This window comes from Curvibacter sp. EU05-FHT14A10 (assembly GCF_058791075.1).
This window is the reverse complement of the sequence record NZ_JBYTDE010000012.1, coordinates 32,433-50,228: the sequence shown is the minus strand read 5'-3', so window position 1 is coordinate 50,228 and position 17,796 is coordinate 32,433. Positions and strand designations below refer to the sequence as shown.

Genomic DNA, 17,796 nt, shown 5'->3' with positions numbered 1-17,796 from the left:
TGCAAAATTGAGCGGGCCCGGCAGGCCCCGGACGGCCCGTCGTGGCGGCCGTAGGCGGTGTTTACTGGGTACCGAAGATGCGGTCGCCCGCGTCACCCAGGCCCGGCAGGATGTAGCCGTGGTCGTTGAGCTGGCGGTCGATCGACGCGGTGTAGATGGGGACGTCGGGGTGGGCGGCCTGCATGGCGGCCACGCCCTCGGGGCAGGTCAACAGGCACACGAACTTGATCGACTTGGGTTTCAGGGCCTTGAGCTTTTCAATCGCCGCAATGGCCGAGTTGCCGGTGGCCAGCATCGGGTCGACCACGATGATGTCGCGCTCGGTCATTTCCGAGGGCATCTTGAAGTAGTACTCGACCGGCTTGAGGGTGTCGGGGTCGCGGTACAGGCCAATGTGGCCGACCCGGGCGCCAGGCACCACGTTGAGCATGCCCTCCAGAATGCCGTTGCCGGCACGCAGGATGGACACGAAAACCAGCTTCTTGCCGTCGATCACGCGGCCAGTGGTGGTTTCCAGGGGGGTCTGAACCTCAACGTCCTGCAACGGCAGTTCGCGGGTGATCTCATAGGTCATGAGGCTCGCCAGTTCGCCGAGCAGGCGGCGGAAGCTGTTGGTGCTGGCCTCGCGGTTGCGCATCAGGGTCAGCTTGTGCTGAACCAGGGGGTGGTCGATGACGTGGACGTTGCTCATGGTGTTGGGCTTGGGTGCAGTGAAAGGTCAGGGACGCCCGCCGGCAGCGCTGGCCGGACCGGGGTGATCAGTGCAAGCGCTGTGCCAGGATGGGGGGAAGACCGGTGGCATGGGGTGACAGGGCTCCTGCAGGGCTTGGCAAAGAGGGGCCGCTGTCGGGTGGCCTTGGGCCCAGGCGGACGCCGGGCCAGGGCGCACCCCCGCAGCGGGCGGTGGCTGGGGCAAAAGAATACCATGCAGGCGCACCCGGCTGGTGCCTGGGGGGCACCAAATTTGATCAGATGGTCAAGAAACGGGCGCCCCGCGAGGCCGAGTGGGCCTGGTAGTCAGGGCGGGGGCAGGCCAGGGCGTCGCGGCATGTGCAGCCCCGGGTGATGGCTCAAGTCTTCGCTGAGTTCGTCGATGAACAGGCGCAGCTTGGGTGGCACGTGTTGGCGGTCGCGATAACACACATAGAACTCCAGTGGCTCGGGTGCGGCATGGGCTGTGGCCGGGTCGGTGAACAGCGGGATCAGTTCGCCCGATTCAATCAGCGGGTTGGACACGAAGCTGCCCAGGCGCGCGATGCCGGCACCGGCCAGGCAGGCTTGCGCCAGGGTGTCGATGTCGCTGCAGGTCAGGCTGGGCTCAAAGGCGGCTTCAATGCGCAAACCCTCCCGGATGAACGGCCAGGGCATGATCCGGCCGTCCATGGCCATGCGGTAGGCCAGGCAGCGGTGTCTGGCCAGGTCTTCCAGCGTGGCGGGCTGCCCGTGATGGGCCAGGTAGGCTGGCGAGGCGCAGTAGTGGATCGGCGCACTGGCGATGCGCCGGGCCACCAGGCCGGGCTCCAGCATGTGCTGGTAGCGGATGCTGGCGTCGACGTTCTCGTGCAAGAAGTCGACCTGCCGGTCGACCACCAGCAACTCCACGTTCAGGCGCGGGTAGCGTTGCATGAAGCCGGTGATCCAGGGCCCCAGCACATGGCGACCGAAGGCCACCGAGCAGGCCACCTTGAAGCGGCCCTGGGGTTCGCCCCGCAGTGCCCCGATCTCGCCATGCGCGTCCTCCAGCACGCCGAGCACCGGTCGCACGCGTTCAAAGTAGATCTGGCCCTCGTCGGTCAGCGCCAGGGACCGGGTGCTGCGGCGCAGCAGCCGGGTGCCCAGATCGGCTTCCAGTCGGGCAATGCTCTGGCTGGCGGCGGCAGCGCTCAGGCCCAGCTGGCGACCTGCCGCCGCAATGCTCCCGCCTTCCACCGCCTTGATGAAGGCCTCGATGCCGCGCAGGGAAGGGGTGGTCATGTCTTTTGAATGATGGTCATCAGTCGAAAGATTTTAGGATGACTGACGGTGTGCCAAGCCCTCTTCTGCGCTGGGATGAAGCTGGCCAGAATCCAGCCATCGAACTGAACCTGAGGGAATTGACCATGCCACACACCACGGACACCCGCCCGCGGCGCCGGATTCCGCGCCTGCACAAACGTTTCACTCCGCTGGTTTTTGCCTTTTACATGGCCGGGATCATGGCCTTGCTGATGTCGGCCGTGATCGTCGCCGCCGGCTCGGGCCTGGGAGGCGATTACCACTGGCGCGTACTGCGCGCCTACGCGCTGGCCATGCCGGTGGCCTTTGTCTGTGTGATGCTTGTGCGGCCCGTGGTGATGCGCCTGGTGGCCCTCACCGTGCAAGGCTGAGGCCCGCAGCCTGCGGTGCCGTGGCTCAGACGCCCTGGCTCAGCAGCTGGGCATAGCGGGGCAGGTCGACGTTGCCGCCGCTGATGATCACCCCCACGCGCAGGCCCTTCAGGTCCAGCCCGCCATGGTGGGCGCCTGCCAGGCTGAGTGCGCCGGTGGGTTCCACCACCAGTTTCATGCGTTCGGCATAGAAGCGCATGGATTCGACCAGTTGGGCATCACTGACGGTCAGGATGTCGCTGACATCGCGGCGGATGATGCCGAAGGTCAGTTGCCCCAGGTGCTGGGTCTGCGCGCCGTCGGCGATGGTGCGGGGTGGGGCGATGTGGATCACCTCGCCACGGCGCAGCGATTGTTGGCCGTCGTTGCCCGCCTCGGGCTCGACCCCATACACGCGGCAGTCGGGCGACAGGGCCCGCGCGGCCAAGGCGCTGCCGGCCAGCAGGCCGCCCCCGCCCAGGCAGACCAGCAACACATCCAGGGGGCCCACCTCTTCGAGCAACTCTTTGGCGGCGGTGCCTTGCCCTGCGATCACATCGGCATGGTCGAATGGCGGGATCAAGGTCATGCCCCGTTCGGCAGCGACGCGGCGGCTGATGGCATCCCGGTCTTCGCTGTAGCGGTCGTAGGTGATGACTTCGGCCCCATAGCCGCGGGTGGCCTGCAGCTTGGCCGCGGGCGCATCGGCGGGCATCACGATCACCGCCGGCATGCCCAGTTCGCGCGCCGACAGGGCGATTGCCTGGGCGTGGTTGCCGGACGAGAAGGCCAGCACGCCGGCACGTCGCTGATCTGCACTGAAGCGGCTCAGCGCATTGAAGGCGCCGCGAAACTTGAAGGCGCCCATGCGCTGCAGGTTTTCGCATTTGAAGAACAGCGTCGCTTGCAGGGCCTCGTTGGCCGTGCGCGAGCGCAGCACCGGTGTGCGGTTGGCGTGGCCGGCCAAACGGGCCGAGGCGGCCTCGACATCGGCGTAAGTGGGCAGGAGCAGTTCGGTCATGGGGAGGCTTTCGTGGGGCTCAGCGGCTCTTGCCGCCAAAAATGCCGCCCAGCACGCCGCGGATGATTTCCTTGCCTACGGTGGTGCCCATGGTGCGCAGCGCCGATTTGGCCAAGGTCTGCGCCAGACCATCGTGGTGGCCGCCACGGGGGCCGGTGGTGCCGAACAACACATCGTTGAGCACTGAGCCCAGGCCGGCACTGCCGGCCTGGCCGCCCTGCGGCTGCAGACCGGGCAGGGTGGGTTTGGCCGATCCCTGGGCTGGTGCTGCCGGTGCGCTCGCGGTACGGCCCTTGAGCACTTCGTAGGCCGATTCCCGGTCGACGGCCTTTTCATAGACGCCAGCGACCAGCGACCCGGCCAGCAAGACCTGTCGCTGCGCCGGGGTGATCGGGCCGATCTGGCTGCCGGGGGGCAGCACATAGACACGCTCGGTTTCGCAAGGGCGACCTTTGGCATCCAGCAGGCTGATCAGGGCCTCGCCCACGCCAAGCTCGGTGATGGCGGCCTCGATGTCCAGGCCGGCCTTGGGCCGCATGGTCTGGGCGGTGGCCTTGACGGCCTTCTGGTCACGCGGTGTGAAGGCGCGCAGCGCATGCTGCACGCGGTTGCCGAGCTGGGCCAGCACGGTGTCGGGGATGTCCAGCGGGTTCTGGGTGACGAAATAGACCCCCACCCCCTTGGAGCGCACCAGGCGCACCACCAGTTCGATGCGCTCGACCAGTACCTTGGGTGCCTCGTTGAACAGCAGGTGAGCCTCGTCAAAGAAGAAAACCAGCTTGGGTTGGTCGGGGTCGCCGATTTCGGGCAGGTGTTCGAACAGCTCGGACAGCATCCACAGCAGAAAGGTGGCATACAGGCGCGGTGCGTTCATCAGCTTGTCGGCTGCCAGGATGTTGACCACGCCGCGGCCGTCCACGGTCTGCATCAAGTCGCTGATGTTGAGCATGGGCTCGCCGAAGAATTTGTCGCCACCCTGGGTCTCGATTTGCAGCAGGCCGCGTTGGATGGCCCCCACGCTGGCGGCGCTGATGTTGCCGTAGCTGGTGGTGAATTCGGAGGCGTTGTCGGCCACGTGCTGCAGCATCGCGCGCAGGTCTTTGAGATCCAGCAGTGCCAGGCCGTGGTCGTCCGCGATCTTGAACACCAGGTTCAGCACGCCGCACTGGGTGTCGTTGAGGTTGAGCATGCGCCCCAGCAGCAGGGGGCCCATGTCCGACACGGTGGCACGCACCGGGTGGCCTTGTTCGCCGAAAACGTCCCACAGGGTGGTAGGGCAGGCCTGGGATTCGGGCGTGGGCAACGCACGTTCTTTCAGGGCCGCGGCCAGCTTGCCGCTGATCTGGCCGGCCTGGCTGATGCCGGTCAGATCGCCCTTGACGTCGGCCATGAATACCGGCACACCGATGCGGGAAAAGCTCTCGGCCAGGGTTTGCAGGGTGACAGTCTTGCCGGTGCCGGTGGCCCCTGTGATCAGTCCGTGGCGGTTGGCCAGGCCGGGCAGCAGAGTGCATTGGGCGTGGGCATTTTGGGCAATCAGGATCGGGTCGGCCATGGTGGGGTGGGCGAAAAGTAAAATCGGTCCCGATAGATTAAACAATTAATAAGGAATCTCCCGTGGCTGGACACAGTAAATGGGCCAATATTCAACACCGCAAGGGTCGTCAGGACGAAAAGCGCGGCAAGGTCTGGACCCGCGTCATCCGTGAAATCATGGTGGCCGCGCGTGCCGGTGGCGGCGATCTGACCACCAACCCCCGTCTGCGCCTGGCCGTTGAAAAGGCCAAGGCCGCCAACATGCCGGCCGACACCATCAAGCGCAACATCGACAAGGCCACTGGCAACCTCGAAGGCGTGAGCTACGAGGAAATCCGGTACGAGGGCTATGGCATCGGCGGCGCTGCGATCATCGTCGACACCATGACCGACAACCGTGTCCGCACCGTGGCCGATGTCCGTCACGCCTTCAGCAAGTACGGCGGCAACATGGGCACCGAAGGGTCGGTGGCCTTCCAGTTCAAGCACTGCGGCCAGATGATCTTTGCGCCGGGCACCGACGAGGACAAGCTGATGGAATTGGCCCTGGAGGCCGGGGCCGAAGACGTGATCACAGGCGATGACGGCGCCATCGAGGTGCTGACGGCACCTGCTGACTTTGAGGCCGTGAAGAACGCCCTGGAGGCCGCCGGCCTGAGGCCCGAAGTGGCCGAGGTGACCATGCGCGCCGAGAACACCATCGAGTTGACCGGCGACGACGCCGCCAAGATGCAAAAACTGCTCGACATGATCGAAGACCTGGACGATGTCCAGGAGGTCTACCACAACGCTGCACTGTGAGCACCATGAAAGTATTAGTCATTGGCGGCGGTGGCCGCGAACATGCCCTGGCATGGAAACTCAACCAGTCGCCCAAGGTGCACAAGGTCTATGTGGCGCCCGGCAACGGCGGCACGGCCCTCGACAATCGCCTGATCAACGTGCCCATCACTGATGTGAAGGCCTTGCGTGAGTGGGCCCAGGCCGAGAAGATTGGTCTGGCCGTGGTGGGCCCTGAGGCCCCGCTGGCCGCCGGGGTGGTGGATGAATTCCGCGCCCACGGCCTGCGGGTGTTCGGCCCGACCAAGGCGGCGGCCCAACTGGAAAGCTCGAAGGCCTTCTCCAAGGCCTTCATGAAGCGCCACGGCATTCCGACCGCTGAATACGAGAGCTTCACCGATGCGGCACTGGCCCACGCCTATGTGGACGCCAAGGGCGCCCCGATCGTGGTCAAGGCTGATGGCCTGGCTGCCGGCAAGGGCGTGGTGGTGGCCATGACGGCCGCCGAGGCCCATGAAGCCATCGATTTCATGCTGCTCGACAACAAGCTCGGCGTGGTGCACAACGATGGTGGCGCCCGCGTGGTGATCGAAGAGTTCCTGCAGGGCGAAGAGGCCAGTTTCATCGTGCTGTGCGATGGCAAGAATGTGACCGCCCTGGCCACCAGCCAGGACCACAAACGCTTGCTGGATGGCGACGAAGGCCCCAACACCGGCGGCATGGGCGCCTACTCGCCGGCCCCGGTGGTCACGGCCGACGTGCACGCCCGCGCCATGCGCGAAATCATCCTGCCGACCATCCGCGGCATGGAAAAGGACGGTATCCCCTACACCGGCTTCTTGTACGCCGGCTTGATGATTGATGCACAGGGCCGGCCCAAGACCCTGGAGTTCAACTGCCGCATGGGCGACCCGGAAACGCAGCCCATCATGATGCGCCTGAAGAGCGATCTGTCCGATGTCTTGGCCGCTGCGGTCGATGGCAAGCTCGACCAGATCGAACTGCAATGGGACCGTCGCACTGCCCTGGGCGTGGTGATGGCCGCCCACGGTTACCCCATGACCCCCCGCAAGGGCGATGTCATCACCGGTTTGCCGGCTGAGGCTGACGATGCTGTGGTGTTTCATGCGGGCACTGAGCTGCAAGACGGTGCTGTGCGCGTGACCGGCGGGCGAGTGTTGTGCGTGACGGCCTTGGCCGACAACGTCAAGCTGGCACAGCAGCGCGTGTATGAGGTGGCGGCGGGCATTCATTTCGACGGTGCGCAGTACCGTCGTGACATCGGTCACCGCGCGGTGAAGATCTGATGGAGGCCGCACACGACGCCGTGGCCTCGGTGCGGTCCTGGCTGCTGGGACTGCAAGATCGCATCACCTCGGCGATCGAAGCCCAGGAAACAGCCGGGGGCGGCGCAGCCCGCTTCCTGGCCGACGCCTGGGACAAACCTGCCGGCGAGAAGTTGCAGGGCAATGGCCTGACCAAGATCCTGGAGGGCGGCACGGTGTTTGAGCGCGCCGGCTGCGGCTTTTCGCACGTGCGTGGCCCGCAGTTACCGCCCTCGGCCACCCAGCACCGCCCGGAGCTGGCCGGTGCGCCCTTCGAGGCGATGGGCGTGTCGCTGGTGTTCCATCCGCGCAACCCCTATGTCCCGACCGTGCACATGAACGTGCGCATGATTGCTGCCACTCCGGCGGACAAGGCGCCGGTGTGCTGGTTTGGCGGCGGCATGGACCTCACGCCCTTTTACGGCTTTGATGAGGATGCACGGCACTTTCATACCACCTGCCGGGATGCGCTCGCCCCCTTTGGCGACGACAAGTACCCTCGCTTCAAGACCTGGTGCGATGAGTATTTCTTCTTGAAGCATCGCAACGAACAGCGTGGCGTGGGCGGGGTCTTTTTTGACGATTTTGCTGAACTTGGCTTTGATCAGAGCCTGGCCATGACGCAGGCCGTGGGCGATGCATTTTTGCAGGCCTACCTGCCCATCGTTGAGCGCCGGGTGAGCACGCCTTATGGCGAGCATGAGCGCGCGTTTCAGCTGTACCGTCGTGGGCGCTATGTGGAGTTCAATCTGGTCTGGGACCGGGGCACCCACTTTGGTCTGCAGTCGGGTGGGCGCACCGAGTCCATCCTGTTGTCGATGCCGCCGCTGGCCAGTTGGGCTTACCAGCAGACCCCGGCAGAGGGCACGGCTGAGGCGCGCCTGTACGAGCACTTTCTGGTGCGCCAGGCGTGGGTCTGACCCTGAAACAGCCCCGTTTGGGGGTGTTCGGCGGGGCATTCGACCCGCCTCACCGGGCCCATGTCGCCTTGGCCGAGGCGGCGCTGCAGCAACTGAGCCTGGCGCGCTTGCATGTTCTGCCCACGGGGCAGGCCGCGCACCGGGCCGGCTTGTCGCCAGGCGAGCATCGACTCGCGATGGCCCGACTGGCCTTCGCCAGCCTGCCCGGGGTGGTGGTGGATGAGCGTGAATTTCATCGCGCCGGCCCCAGCTACACCGTGGACACGCTTGATGAACTGAAGCGCGAATATCCGGCCTACGAGCTGGTGCTGATCATCGGTGCCGACCAGGCCCGGGCCTTTGGCCAGTGGCATCGCCACGATGAGATTTTGCGCAAAGCTATAATTTCGGTAGCTGGTCGTGAGCAAAGTGCTGCGGCCGGCGGTCAAACTGAGCTTCAAGATCTCCCGGGAGGGCGATGGGAGCCTCTGCAGTGGCCCCTCATGTCCGTGAGTGCAACGGACATCCGGTCGCGCGTCGCACAAGGCCTGGGCATCGAACATCTGGTTCCCGCTGGCGTTGCGCGCTATATTGAACAACATCATCTTTACAAATCCGCCTGATGACCACCTCCACGGACTCCTCCGCTAAAAAAGACATCCAGAAACTCCAGCGGGCCATCGTCGATGGCCTGGAGGATGTGAAGGCCCAAGACATCCAGGTTTTCAACACCGAAGCCCTCTCGCCGCTGTTTGAGCGCGTGATCGTGGCCTCCGGGACCTCCAACCGCCAGACCAAGGCCCTGGCCTCCAGCGTGCGCGATGCCGTGCGTGAGGCCGGCTTCAACAAGCCTCGTACCGAGGGCGAAGAAAACGGCGAATGGATCATTGTTGACTGCGGCGCAGCCGTGGTCCACGTGATGCAGCCCGCGATCCGCCAGTACTACCGCCTGGAAGAGATCTGGGGCGCGACGCCAGTGCGTCTGAAACTGGGTGCGCCCAAGCCGGTTGCCGCAGAAGGTGCCAAGGCGCCGGCCAAGAAGGCTGCAGCCAAGAAGACGGCCGCCAAGTCTGCCAAGACCGCCGAGCCCGCCGCCACCACCCCGGCCAAGGCTGCTGCCAAGGCCACCAAAGCCTTGAAGGGCGCCCCTGTGGCTGAGAAGGCACCTGCCAAGACATCAACCCGCGCACCCGCCAAGACGGCGGTCAAGGCCCCTGCCAAGACGGCTGCAAAAACACCCACCAAGACCGCAGCCAAGACCAGCACGGCCAAGCCGGCGGCCAAGAAGGCTCCGCTCAAGGTGATCAAGGTGGGCGCACCGAAGAAGCCGGCAGCCAAGAAGGCGGTTGCTGCACCGGCCCCGCGCAAGAAGCCCAGCAAGGCTTGATGGATCGCCAGGCATGAAGCTGGTGATCGTGGCGGTGGGGCAGCGCGTGCCCGATTGGGCTCAGACAGCCTGGGACGATTACGCCAAGCGCTTCCCCCCTGAGCTCAAGGTCGAGCTCAAGGCCGTCAAGACTGAGCCCCGCAGCTCCAAGACGCTTGAAACCCTGCTGGCGGCCGAGCGTGAGCGCATCGAGGCGGCCATTCCGAAGGGCGCCCGTGTGGTGGCGCTCGATGAGCGGGGCACCCAGCTCACCACCGTGGCGCTGGCCGCCAAACTCAAAGGCTGGCAGCTGGCGAGCGACGACGTGGCCTTGATCATCGGGGGGCCCGATGGCCTGGAGCCCGCGTTTCGTCAGGCTGCGCATGAGCGCATCCGTTTGTCCGACCTGACGCTGCCTCATGCCATGGTGCGCGTGCTGCTGATCGAGCAGCTATACAGGGCCTGGTCGGTCAACGCTGGCCACCCTTATCACCGCGAGTGATTTCCGGGGCGTGGCCTTGGCTGCGCCCTGTTCCGTGTCAACCTGGCTGGAGCCTGTCCATGGCCAACCCCGAATTCATCTACCTTGCCTCCCAGAGCCCGCGTCGGCGCCAGTTGCTTGAGCAGTTGGGCGTGTCGCATCGGTTGCTCCTGCCGAATACCGATGGTGACCTTGGCGAAGATGCCGAAGCCATCGAGGCTGTGCTGCCTGGCGAGGCGCCGGCCACCTATGTGCAGCGTGTGACCGGCCTCAAGCTGGATGCCGCCTTGGCCCGGCTCAAACGCCGGGGCCTGCCGGTGGCGCCTGTGTTGTGTTCTGACACCACGGTGGCCCTGGGCCGGGAGATTTTTGGCAAGCCCGATGATGCCGCCCATGCCCGGCGCATGCTGGCTGCGCTGTCTGGCCAGACCCACCGGGTGCTGACGGCTGTGGCCATTCAAAAAGGCCGCCGTCGCATGGCCGCGCTGAGCACCTCCAAGGTGACCTTTGCTGAACTCACGCCGGCCCGTATCAAGGCCTACGTGGACAGTGGTGAGCCGTTGGGCAAGGCCGGGGCCTACGCGGTACAAGGCCGCGCTGCGGCGTGGATCTCGCAGTTGAGCGGAAGTTATTCGGGCATCATGGGGCTACCGATGTTTGAGACGGCCGAACTGCTGCGCCAGTGCGGCTGGAAACTTTGAGGCCTGCCCGGCCTGACTTTGAGGAAAAAGCCAAGCCATGCAACAAGACATTCTGATCAACTGGTCTCCCCAGGAGACCCGCGTGGCCGTGATCGAAAACGGCGCTGTGCAGGAGCTGCACATCGAGCGTTCGCTGGAGCGGGGCTTGGTGAGCAACGTTTATCTGGGCAAGGTCACCCGCGTATTGCCTGGCATGCAATCCGCCTTCATCGACATCGGGTTGGAGCGCGCGGCATTCCTGCACGTGGCCGATGTCTGGCAAAAGCATCCCGAAGGTGAGGCGCCGCCCGCGCGACAGGCGCAACCAGCCGTGCCCATTGAACGCCAGGTGTTTGAAGGTCAGGCCTTGATGGTGCAGGTGATCAAGGACCCCATTGGCACCAAGGGCGCCCGCCTGTCCACCCAGATCAGCATTGCCGGGCGTCTGCTGGTGTTCTTGCCACAGGACGAGCACGTTGGGGTGTCTCAGAAAATCCCGGTCGGCGAGCGGGAGGCCTTGCGCAGCCGCTTGCAGGCGCTGGTGGGCGAGAAGGCCACCGGAGGCGGCGGCGGATTCATCCTGCGGACCAATGGCGAAGATGCCAGCGATGCTGAGTTGGCCGACGACATTGCGTACCTGCGCAAGACCTGGGCCCGCATCAAGGATGCGTCGGTGCGTCTGCCACCGGCTTCGTTGCTGCATGAAGACCTCAACTTGCTGCAGCGCGTGTTGCGCGATCTGGTGGGCGAGCAGACCCAGAACATCCGCATCGATTCGAAAGAACAGTCTGAAAAGTTGTTGGCTTTCGGGCAGGAGTTCATGCCTTCGGCCGTGGGCAAACTTCAGCATTACAAGGGCGAGCGGCCGATCTTTGACCTTTTCGGGGTGGAGGAAGAGATTGTGCGAGCCCTGGGGCGGCGGGTGGACCTGAAATCGGGGGGCTACCTGATCGTGGACCAGACCGAGGCCCTGACCACGGTGGACGTGAACACCGGTGGCTTTGTGGGGGCACGCAACTTTGACGACACCATCTTCAAGACCAACCTGGAGGCGGCCCAGGCCATTGCACGTCAATTGCGGCTGCGCAATCTGGGCGGCATCATCATCGTCGACTTCATCGACATGGTGCGTGATGACCACCGTGAGGCCGTGCTGGCGGAGTTTCGCAAGCAACTGGGCCGGGACCGGGTCAAGACCATGATCGGGGGCTTTTCGCAACTGGGCCTGGTCGAGATGACGCGCAAGCGCACCCGTGAATCACTGGCACATATGCTGTGCGAACCTTGCCCGCAATGCCATGGCTCGGGGCAGGTGAAGACGGCCCGCAGCGTGACCTACGACATCCTGCGGGAGATCCTGCGGGAGGCGCGGCAGTTCAATCCCCGCGAGTTCAGGGTGGTGGCTTCGACGCAGGTGGTCGATCTGTTCCTGGATGAAGAAAGCCAGCACCTGGCCGGCCTGTCGGACTTCATCGGCAAACCGATCTCGCTGCAGGCCGAAGGCAGCATGGGGCAGGATCAGTACGACATTGTGCTGTTGTGAGGCCCGGGATGCTGAACGGTCAGGAGGATGCGCAGGGTTTGCGCCACCAGGCTTTGGGGGCGCAGTTGCTGCAGGCAGTCACCCCACAGGGATTGTCTCTGCTGTACCTCAGCCCCTTGAGCTTGGCCGACCAGCCGGCGCGTGGGGGCGTGCCTTTGCTGTTTCCGCAGTTCGCGCAGTTTGGCCCGGGGCGCAAGCACGGCTTTGCCCGGCATCAGCGTTGGACGCTGGAGCGTGCCGAGCCTGACTCTCTGAGCTACTGCCTGGAGGTACTGCCAGACCAGTTGGATGGATGGCCGCACGCAGCGCGATTGCGCCTGATTGCCACCCTGGACAGAGGGGCCTTGAATCTGAATTGGCAGGTGGAGAACACCGGGCAGACGGGTTTTGAATGGGGGGGTGGCCTTCATCCGTATTGGGCAGTGTCATCGCTGGAGGCTTGCGAGCTGCTGGGGCTGGAGGCCACACCGGGGTTGGACAACCTGTCCGGTCAGCCCTTGCCACCCCAGGCTCAGCCCTGGCGCTTTGGGCCGGAGGGCATGGAGTACCTGTTCGAGGGGCTTCCCTCACTGCAGTTGAAGACCTCGACCCACACCTTGCACCTGCAGGCCAGCGGCTTCACGCAGTGGATGGTCTGGAATCCAGGGCAGGAAGGGGCCCGGGGCCTGTCAGACCTGCCTGATCACGAGGCACTCCAATTCATTTGCATCGAGCCGGTGTGCGCCCGCCCCATGCAGTGGCTGGCACCGGGGGCGGGTTTCAAGGGCACGCTTCAGGTACGTTGGGAGTGTGTTTCGGGGGCACGCCCCGATGGCGCCTAAGAACCCCAAACCACGCGGTTCTTGCAGGGCTGCGGATTCGCGCCAAGTCTGACTTGGCTCCTGCGGCTTGAAGGCTGCCAGCAGCCCACAGTTCAGCTTGTTCACAAGACTCTAAATGTTATCTGCATCGGTTTAAAGAATGGACCACCCAGCCAGTTTTCAGGATGAAGGGGGCGTTGGGTGCGCGCCCCAGGCATGCCGGGGGCGCTCTAAAGGCTCAGTTGGCCTGCTCAGTTGGGCTGTCGAGCGAGGTGCTTGGGCTCATGCCGTGCCCGCCGCCGCTTTGGGCCTGCAAACGGGCGTAAAGGCCCTGCCGGGCCATCAATTCCGCATGGGTGCCTTGTTCTGCGATCCGCCCCTCGGCCATCACCACCACCCGGTTTGCATGCTCGATGGTGGAGAGTCGGTGCGCAATCACCACAGTGGTGCGACCTGCCATGAGCCGGTTCAGGGCCTCTTGCACCAGCCGCTCAGACTCCGTGTCCAAGGCCGAGGTGGCTTCGTCGAGGATCAGGATCGGTGCGTCTTTGTACAGGGCGCGGGCGATGGCCAGGCGTTGGCGCTGCCCACCCGACAACTGGTGAGCGTTGTGGCCCACCACACTGCGCAGCCCCTCAGGCTGCCGGGCCACGTAGTCGCCGAGGTTGGCGGCCTGAAGGCAGGCCAGAACACGAGCCTCGTCCACGGCCTGGCCCATGGCCACGTTGTTGGCCAGACTGTCGTTGAACATCACGACATCCTGACTGACCAGGGCGAACTGATGGCGCAGAGAGCCGAGGTTCCAGTCGGGCAGGGCCACACCGTCCAGCAGTACCTGCCCCTGGCTGGGGCTCACAAAGCGTGGCAGCAAATTGGCCAGAGTTGTCTTGCCCGAGCCCGATGGACCGACCAGGGCCACCACTTCACCAGGCTCGATCCGCAGGCTGACCTGGTCCAGGGCCGGCGGATTGTCGGCGTGGTAACTGACCGAGACGCTTTGCAATTCCAAGTGTCCACGCACCGTGGTGGCCTGGTGTGAACCTTGGGTTTCAGGCTGGACCTGGTCCAGCAGCCGCAGTCCGCGTTCCAGTGCGGCCAGGCCGCGTGTCAGCGGGTTGGCCAGATCGGCGAGTCGCCGGATGGGGGCGATCAACATCAACATGGCGGTGATGAAGGCCACAAAGCCCCCGACGGTGATGGCCGCATTGGTCGCACCAGTCACTTGGCGCCCCTGCCAAAGGGCCACGCAGATCACCACCGACAGGGCGCCTGCCGACAGCAACTGGGTCAAGGGCGTCATGGCCGACGAGGCGATCGTTCCCTTGATGGCCAGGCCACGCAGGCGTTGACTCAGGCCCTCAAAGCGCCCAGCCTGGCCACGCTGTGCGCCATGCAGGCGCACCATTCGATGAGCCAGCACGTTTTCTTCGACCACATAGGCCAGCTCATCCGTGGCCTGTTGGCTGGCCTTGGTGAGGCGGTAAAGGCGTTTTGATAGGGTTTTCATCACCCAGGCCACCCCCGGCACGACCACTCCCACGATCAGCGTGAGCTGCCAGTTCAGGTAAAGCAGATAGCCCAGCAGGGCCAGCAATGTGAAGCCGTCGCGCGAGAAGCCCAGCGCGGACTGCACCAGCAACTGGGCACCGGTCTGCACCTCGTAAACCACCGTGTTGGACAGTGCACTGGCACTTTGCTCGCGGAAAAGGCGCAAGTCAGCGCTGAGCAGGCGATCAAACAGGTCTTTGCGCAGGCGCATCATGCCGTCATTGGCGATGCGAGCCAGTGCGTACTGGGCGATGAATTGAGCCAAGCCACGGATGACAAACAAGCCCATCAGTGCCAATGGCACAAACCACAGCGGCAAAGTGCCCTTGGTAAAGCCCTGGTCCAGCAGCGGCTGCATCAGGGCCGGTATCAGGGGTTCGGTGCCGGCGCCGATCAGCGTGGCCAGTACGGCCATGCTCCAGGCCATGGGCTGGCGCCCAAAGTAGCTGTTCAGGCGCGCCAGTCGTTGGCGCAAGGGCAGAGTGGGGTGGTTGGCATCATCGGTGGGCATGTTGGGGGCCGATTCTACGGGTCCCCCGCGTGCCCGAGCGGTATGGAGACCCGGCCTGAGGCCCCATGAGGGCCCGCGCTTGATACAGATTGACACCACTGCGGACCATGTAAAGTACACACTTTGTGACAGTGCCCCTTGGGCAGTGTGTAACATCACGGTCTTTGGCGCGGTGCCACTCGCCTTTCATCCGCCGCCCAACCAATTCCCGTGTCGTCACCTGACCACCACTGCGAATGAATCTCCAACGCCACGATCTCCCTGGTTCCGCTCCTTTTTTCCAAGCCTCGCGGCGCGCTCTGCTGACGGGCCTGGCCCTGTCGGCGGCCATGCCAGCCATGGCCCAGTTCCGCGTCGAAGTGTCTGGCGTGGGCCTGACACAACTGCCCATTGCTGTGGCGCCCTTCAGGGGCGAGACCAGCACGCCTCAGCGACCGGCAGGCATCATTGCGGCCGACCTGGAGCGAAGCGGACAGTTCCGCCCCATCGATGCCTCAGGGCCCCAGTTGGACGAGGCTTCCCGCCCGGACGTGAGCCTGTGGCGGCAGCGTAATACCGATTCGCTGGTGACCGGCAGCATCTCCAAGTTGGCTGACGGCCGCTATGACGTTCGCTTCAGGCTGTGGGACGTGGTCCGAGGGCAGGATCTGGGTGGCCAGAGCTATGCCGTGCCAGCCGCCGACCTGCGCCTTGTCTCACACCGCATCGCCGACTTCGTTTATGAAAAGCTGACCGGTGAAAAAGGCATTTTTTCGACCCGCATCGCCTACGTAACGAAGGCGGGTCTGAAATACAACCTTTGGGTCGCCGATGCCGATGGTGAGAACTCCCAGTCGGCCCTGACCAGCCCTGAGCCCATCATTTCGCCAGCGTGGTCGCCCTCTGGAGGGCAATTGGCCTATGTGTCTTTCGAGTCGCGCAAGCCTGTGGTCTATGTGCATGACGTGAGCAGTGGCAAGCGTAGGCTGATTGCCAATTTCAAGGGCTCGAACAGTGCCCCGGCCTGGTCGCCCGATGGGCGTCAGTTGGCTGTCACGCTGAGCCGCGACGGGGGCTCCCAGCTCTACACCATTGACTCGGTCAACGGCGGAGAGCCACGTCGGCTTTTGCAGAGCAATGGCATTGACACCGAGCCGGTGTATTCGGCCGATGGCCGTTACATCTATTTCGTCAGCGACCGCGGCGGCGCCCCGCAAATCTACCGTGTGGCCACCACTGGTGGGGCCGCTGAACGGGTGACCTTCACGGGCGGGTACAACATTTCGCCCACGCTGAGCCCGGACGGTCGATGGCTGGCGTACATCTCGCGGGTGTCAGGCGCTTTCAAGCTCCATGTGATGGATCTTGGGTCGGGCACCGTCAACGCGATCACCGATACCCAGGCTGATGAGAGCCCCAGCTTTGCCCCGAACGGCCGGCTGATCGTTTACGCAACGCAGCAAGGGGGGCGTGAAGCCCTGATGACGACCACGCTCGATGGCAAGATCAAAGCCCGCTTGGCGGGGCAGGGCGGCGACATCCGCGAACCCGACTGGGCCCCTTTCCAGAAGAATTGAGCTTGACGATGCCTTGTGCACGGCAGGCCCTACAGATTGACAGATCAACATCATTCAGGAGTTTTTCATGAGCCAACGTTTCTCCATCGCCCTGGTGGCCGCCATGCTGGTGGCGGGTTGCAGCTCCGGCGTCAAGCTGGACCCGGCCCCGGTCGAAGACCGCAGCGCCACCAGCACCACAGGTTCGACAGATGCCAGCGGCAATGCCTCTGGCACGTCACAAAGCGGTGTCAAGGGGGTTGACCTGAACGGTGCGGACAGCAAGGCCGCAGGCCCGGTCGGTGTTGAGCGTCTGGTTTATTTCGATTACGACAGCTACGTGGTCAAGCCGCAGTTCCAGGCCTTGCTGGATGCGCATGCCCGTTTCCTGAAATCCAATCCGGCCCGCAAGGTGAACCTGGAGGGTCACACTGATGAGCGTGGCGGCCGCGAATACAACCTGGCCCTGGGCCAAAAGCGTGCCGAAGCGGTGCGCCGTTCGCTGACCTTGCTGGGGGTGTCTGATTCGCAGCTTGAGGCTGTGAGCTTTGGCAAGGAAAAGCCGGTGGCTCTGGGCGCCGACGAGGCCTCGCTGGCACAGAACCGCCGCGTTGAAATCACCTACCGTTGAACATGGCCATGCGCTGCTCCATGAACCCTGTGGCCCGCACCTTGTCGGGCGTGGCATTGGCCTGCGCGGCCTTGGTCTCGCAGCCCAGCCAGGCTGCGCTGTTCGGTGACGATGAGGCTCGTCAGGCCATCATCGAGTTGCGTCAGAAGGTGGACGGTCAGACCCGCCGCCAAGCCGACGAAGCGTCACGTGCTGCAGAAGACCTGGCCCAACTGCGCCGCAGTCTGTTGGATCTGCAGGCGCAAATTGAGACTTTGCGCGCTGAACAGGCCAGTCTGCGTGGCCAGAACGAGCAACTTGCACGTGACGTGGCCGAGATGCAGCGTCGGCAGAAGGACATTGCCCAGGGCGTGGATGACCGCCTGCGGCGCTTCGAGCCCGTCAAGGTGACGGTGGACGGTCGCGAGTTCCAGGTGGATCCGGCCGAAAAGAAAGACTTCGAGGCTGCCCTGGGACAATTCAGGCAAGGGGCGTTCCCTCAGGCGCAGAGCGGGTTTGCTGATTTCATCCGTCGTTATCCGCAAAGCGGCTATATGCCGACGGCCTTGTTCTGGTTGGGCAACGCGCAGTACGCGACACGTGATTACAAAGAGGCCATTGCCAACTTCAAGACGCTGTTGAGCGTGGCCTCCGATTCTCCTCGGGCGCCGGAGGCCGCGTTGTCGATTGCCAACTGCCAGACCGAGTTGAAGGACGCCAAGGCTGCCCGCAAGACCTTGGAAGACCTGGTCAAGGTGTACCCGCAGTCCGAGGCTGCCACGGCAGCACGTGACCGCATCGCCCGCATGAAGTAAG

18 protein-coding genes are annotated in these 17,796 nt (G+C 64.3%); 13 read left to right on the top strand and 5 right to left on the bottom strand.

The window, feature by feature from the left end; genetic code table 11:
• Positions 1 to 61 precede the first annotated feature (61 nt).
• Both upp and AC3WUT_RS21100 read right to left on the bottom strand, forming a co-directional pair.
• Entirely contained in the window at positions 62 to 691 is a 630-nt protein-coding gene (gene upp / locus AC3WUT_RS21105; RefSeq protein WP_492349053.1) for a uracil phosphoribosyltransferase, read from the bottom strand.
• A 326-nt stretch (positions 692 to 1,017) separates the two neighbouring features.
• Positions 1,018 to 1,974 carry a LysR family transcriptional regulator gene (locus AC3WUT_RS21100; RefSeq protein ID WP_492349052.1) on the bottom strand — a complete coding sequence of 319 codons (957 nt, stop codon included), beginning with the start codon at positions 1,972 to 1,974 and terminating at the stop codon, positions 1,018 to 1,020.
• Positions 1,975 to 2,099: 125 nt separating this feature from the next.
• On the opposite strand from AC3WUT_RS21100, the gene AC3WUT_RS21095 reads away from it, so the two are divergent.
• A complete protein-coding gene (locus AC3WUT_RS21095; RefSeq protein WP_492349051.1) occupies positions 2,100 to 2,366 on the top strand; it encodes a DUF2798 domain-containing protein in 267 nt (88 codons plus the stop codon).
• Positions 2,367 to 2,391: 25 nt separating this feature from the next.
• On the opposite strand, the gene AC3WUT_RS21090 is transcribed toward AC3WUT_RS21095, so the two are convergent.
• Together AC3WUT_RS21090 and AC3WUT_RS21085 are read right to left on the bottom strand one after the other, a co-directional pair.
• On the bottom strand, positions 2,392 to 3,366 hold the full coding sequence (locus AC3WUT_RS21090) for a threo-3-hydroxy-L-aspartate ammonia-lyase (RefSeq protein ID WP_492349050.1): 975 nt from the start codon (positions 3,364 to 3,366) through the stop codon (positions 2,392 to 2,394).
• A 19-nt stretch (positions 3,367 to 3,385) separates the two neighbouring features.
• Positions 3,386 to 4,921 (bottom strand): helicase HerA-like C-terminal domain-containing protein, encoded by a 1,536-nt coding sequence (locus AC3WUT_RS21085; RefSeq protein WP_492349049.1) that lies wholly within the window; start codon positions 4,919 to 4,921, stop codon positions 3,386 to 3,388.
• Between the two features lie 62 nt (positions 4,922 to 4,983).
• On the opposite strand from AC3WUT_RS21085, the gene AC3WUT_RS21080 reads away from it, so the two are divergent.
• The 9 genes from AC3WUT_RS21080 to AC3WUT_RS21040 are packed head-to-tail and all read left to right on the top strand — an operon-like array spanning position 4,984 to position 12,797.
• Positions 4,984 to 5,703 (top strand): YebC/PmpR family DNA-binding transcriptional regulator, encoded by a 720-nt coding sequence (locus tag AC3WUT_RS21080; RefSeq protein WP_492349048.1) that lies wholly within the window; start codon positions 4,984 to 4,986, stop codon positions 5,701 to 5,703.
• A 5-nt stretch (positions 5,704 to 5,708) separates the two neighbouring features.
• Positions 5,709 to 6,989 carry a phosphoribosylamine--glycine ligase gene (purD, locus tag AC3WUT_RS21075; RefSeq protein ID WP_492349047.1) on the top strand — a complete coding sequence of 427 codons (1,281 nt, stop codon included), beginning with the start codon at positions 5,709 to 5,711 and terminating at the stop codon, positions 6,987 to 6,989.
• Entirely contained in the window at positions 6,989 to 7,927 is a 939-nt protein-coding gene (gene hemF / locus AC3WUT_RS21070) for an oxygen-dependent coproporphyrinogen oxidase (protein ID WP_492349046.1), read from the top strand. The genes purD and hemF overlap by 1 nt, the downstream gene beginning before the upstream one ends.
• Positions 7,924 to 8,529 carry a nicotinate (nicotinamide) nucleotide adenylyltransferase gene (nadD, locus tag AC3WUT_RS21065; RefSeq protein WP_492349163.1) on the top strand — a complete coding sequence of 202 codons (606 nt, stop codon included), beginning with the start codon at positions 7,924 to 7,926 and terminating at the stop codon, positions 8,527 to 8,529. Before hemF ends, nadD begins: the two co-directional genes overlap by 4 nt.
• Positions 8,529 to 9,293: a ribosome silencing factor gene (gene rsfS / locus AC3WUT_RS21060; protein WP_492349045.1), complete on the top strand. Its 765-nt coding sequence runs from the start codon at positions 8,529 to 8,531 to the stop codon at positions 9,291 to 9,293. Before nadD ends, rsfS begins: the two co-directional genes overlap by 1 nt.
• Positions 9,294 to 9,306: 13 nt before the next feature.
• Complete coding sequence (gene rlmH / locus AC3WUT_RS21055) at positions 9,307 to 9,774, top strand: 23S rRNA (pseudouridine(1915)-N(3))-methyltransferase RlmH (RefSeq protein WP_492349044.1); 468 nt, start codon at positions 9,307 to 9,309, stop codon at positions 9,772 to 9,774.
• A gap of 59 nt (positions 9,775 to 9,833) precedes the next feature.
• Positions 9,834 to 10,454: a Maf family protein gene (locus AC3WUT_RS21050; RefSeq protein ID WP_492349043.1), complete on the top strand. Its 621-nt coding sequence runs from the start codon at positions 9,834 to 9,836 to the stop codon at positions 10,452 to 10,454.
• Positions 10,455 to 10,491: 37 nt separating this feature from the next.
• The gene (rng, locus tag AC3WUT_RS21045) at positions 10,492 to 11,976 is read left to right on the top strand and encodes a ribonuclease G (protein WP_492349042.1); all 1,485 of its coding nucleotides are present in this window, start codon (positions 10,492 to 10,494) and stop codon (positions 11,974 to 11,976) included.
• Positions 11,977 to 11,984: 8 nt separating this feature from the next.
• Entirely contained in the window at positions 11,985 to 12,797 is an 813-nt protein-coding gene (locus AC3WUT_RS21040; RefSeq protein ID WP_492349041.1) for an aldose epimerase family protein, read from the top strand.
• A gap of 217 nt (positions 12,798 to 13,014) precedes the next feature.
• Here the strand turns inward: AC3WUT_RS21040 and msbA are convergent, their stop codons facing one another.
• The gene (gene msbA / locus AC3WUT_RS21035; protein WP_492349040.1) at positions 13,015 to 14,835 is read right to left on the bottom strand and encodes a lipid A export permease/ATP-binding protein MsbA; all 1,821 of its coding nucleotides are present in this window, start codon (positions 14,833 to 14,835) and stop codon (positions 13,015 to 13,017) included.
• Between the two features lie 329 nt (positions 14,836 to 15,164).
• On the opposite strand from msbA, the gene tolB reads away from it, so the two are divergent.
• From tolB to ybgF, 3 genes are all read left to right on the top strand, one after another.
• Entirely contained in the window at positions 15,165 to 16,391 is a 1,227-nt protein-coding gene (gene tolB / locus AC3WUT_RS21030) for a Tol-Pal system beta propeller repeat protein TolB (protein ID WP_492349162.1), read from the top strand.
• Between the two features lie 67 nt (positions 16,392 to 16,458).
• The gene (pal, locus tag AC3WUT_RS21025) at positions 16,459 to 17,001 is read left to right on the top strand and encodes a peptidoglycan-associated lipoprotein Pal (RefSeq protein ID WP_492349039.1); all 543 of its coding nucleotides are present in this window, start codon (positions 16,459 to 16,461) and stop codon (positions 16,999 to 17,001) included.
• 20 nt (positions 17,002 to 17,021) lie between these two features.
• A complete protein-coding gene (ybgF, locus tag AC3WUT_RS21020; RefSeq protein ID WP_492349038.1) occupies positions 17,022 to 17,795 on the top strand; it encodes a tol-pal system protein YbgF in 774 nt (257 codons plus the stop codon).
• Position 17,796 lies beyond the last annotated feature (1 nt).

Excerpts from the sequence above, each read along its gene's own strand:
- AC3WUT_RS21100 (WP_492349052.1), bottom strand. The coding sequence starts at position 1,974 with ATGACCACCCCTTCCCTGCGCGGCATCGAGGCCTTCATCAAGGCGGTG.
- rsfS (WP_492349045.1), top strand. The coding sequence starts at position 8,529 with ATGACCACCTCCACGGACTCCTCCGCTAAAAAAGACATCCAGAAACTC.
- rng (WP_492349042.1), top strand. The coding sequence starts at position 10,492 with ATGCAACAAGACATTCTGATCAACTGGTCTCCCCAGGAGACCCGCGTG.
- AC3WUT_RS21090 (WP_492349050.1), bottom strand. The coding sequence starts at position 3,366 with ATGACCGAACTGCTCCTGCCCACTTACGCCGATGTCGAGGCCGCCTCG.
- AC3WUT_RS21040 (WP_492349041.1), top strand. The coding sequence starts at position 11,985 with ATGCTGAACGGTCAGGAGGATGCGCAGGGTTTGCGCCACCAGGCTTTG.
- rlmH (WP_492349044.1), top strand. The coding sequence starts at position 9,307 with ATGAAGCTGGTGATCGTGGCGGTGGGGCAGCGCGTGCCCGATTGGGCT.
- tolB (WP_492349162.1), top strand. The coding sequence starts at position 15,165 with ATGCCAGCCATGGCCCAGTTCCGCGTCGAAGTGTCTGGCGTGGGCCTG.
- hemF (WP_492349046.1), top strand. The coding sequence starts at position 6,989 with ATGGAGGCCGCACACGACGCCGTGGCCTCGGTGCGGTCCTGGCTGCTG.
- ybgF (WP_492349038.1), top strand. The coding sequence starts at position 17,022 with ATGAACCCTGTGGCCCGCACCTTGTCGGGCGTGGCATTGGCCTGCGCG.
- purD (WP_492349047.1), top strand. The coding sequence starts at position 5,709 with ATGAAAGTATTAGTCATTGGCGGCGGTGGCCGCGAACATGCCCTGGCA.
- pal (WP_492349039.1), top strand. The coding sequence starts at position 16,459 with ATGAGCCAACGTTTCTCCATCGCCCTGGTGGCCGCCATGCTGGTGGCG.
- AC3WUT_RS21085 (WP_492349049.1), bottom strand. The coding sequence starts at position 4,921 with ATGGCCGACCCGATCCTGATTGCCCAAAATGCCCACGCCCAATGCACT.
- msbA (WP_492349040.1), bottom strand. The coding sequence starts at position 14,835 with ATGCCCACCGATGATGCCAACCACCCCACTCTGCCCTTGCGCCAACGA.
- upp (WP_492349053.1), bottom strand. The coding sequence starts at position 691 with ATGAGCAACGTCCACGTCATCGACCACCCCCTGGTTCAGCACAAGCTG.
- AC3WUT_RS21095 (WP_492349051.1), top strand. The coding sequence starts at position 2,100 with ATGCCACACACCACGGACACCCGCCCGCGGCGCCGGATTCCGCGCCTG.
- AC3WUT_RS21050 (WP_492349043.1), top strand. The coding sequence starts at position 9,834 with ATGGCCAACCCCGAATTCATCTACCTTGCCTCCCAGAGCCCGCGTCGG.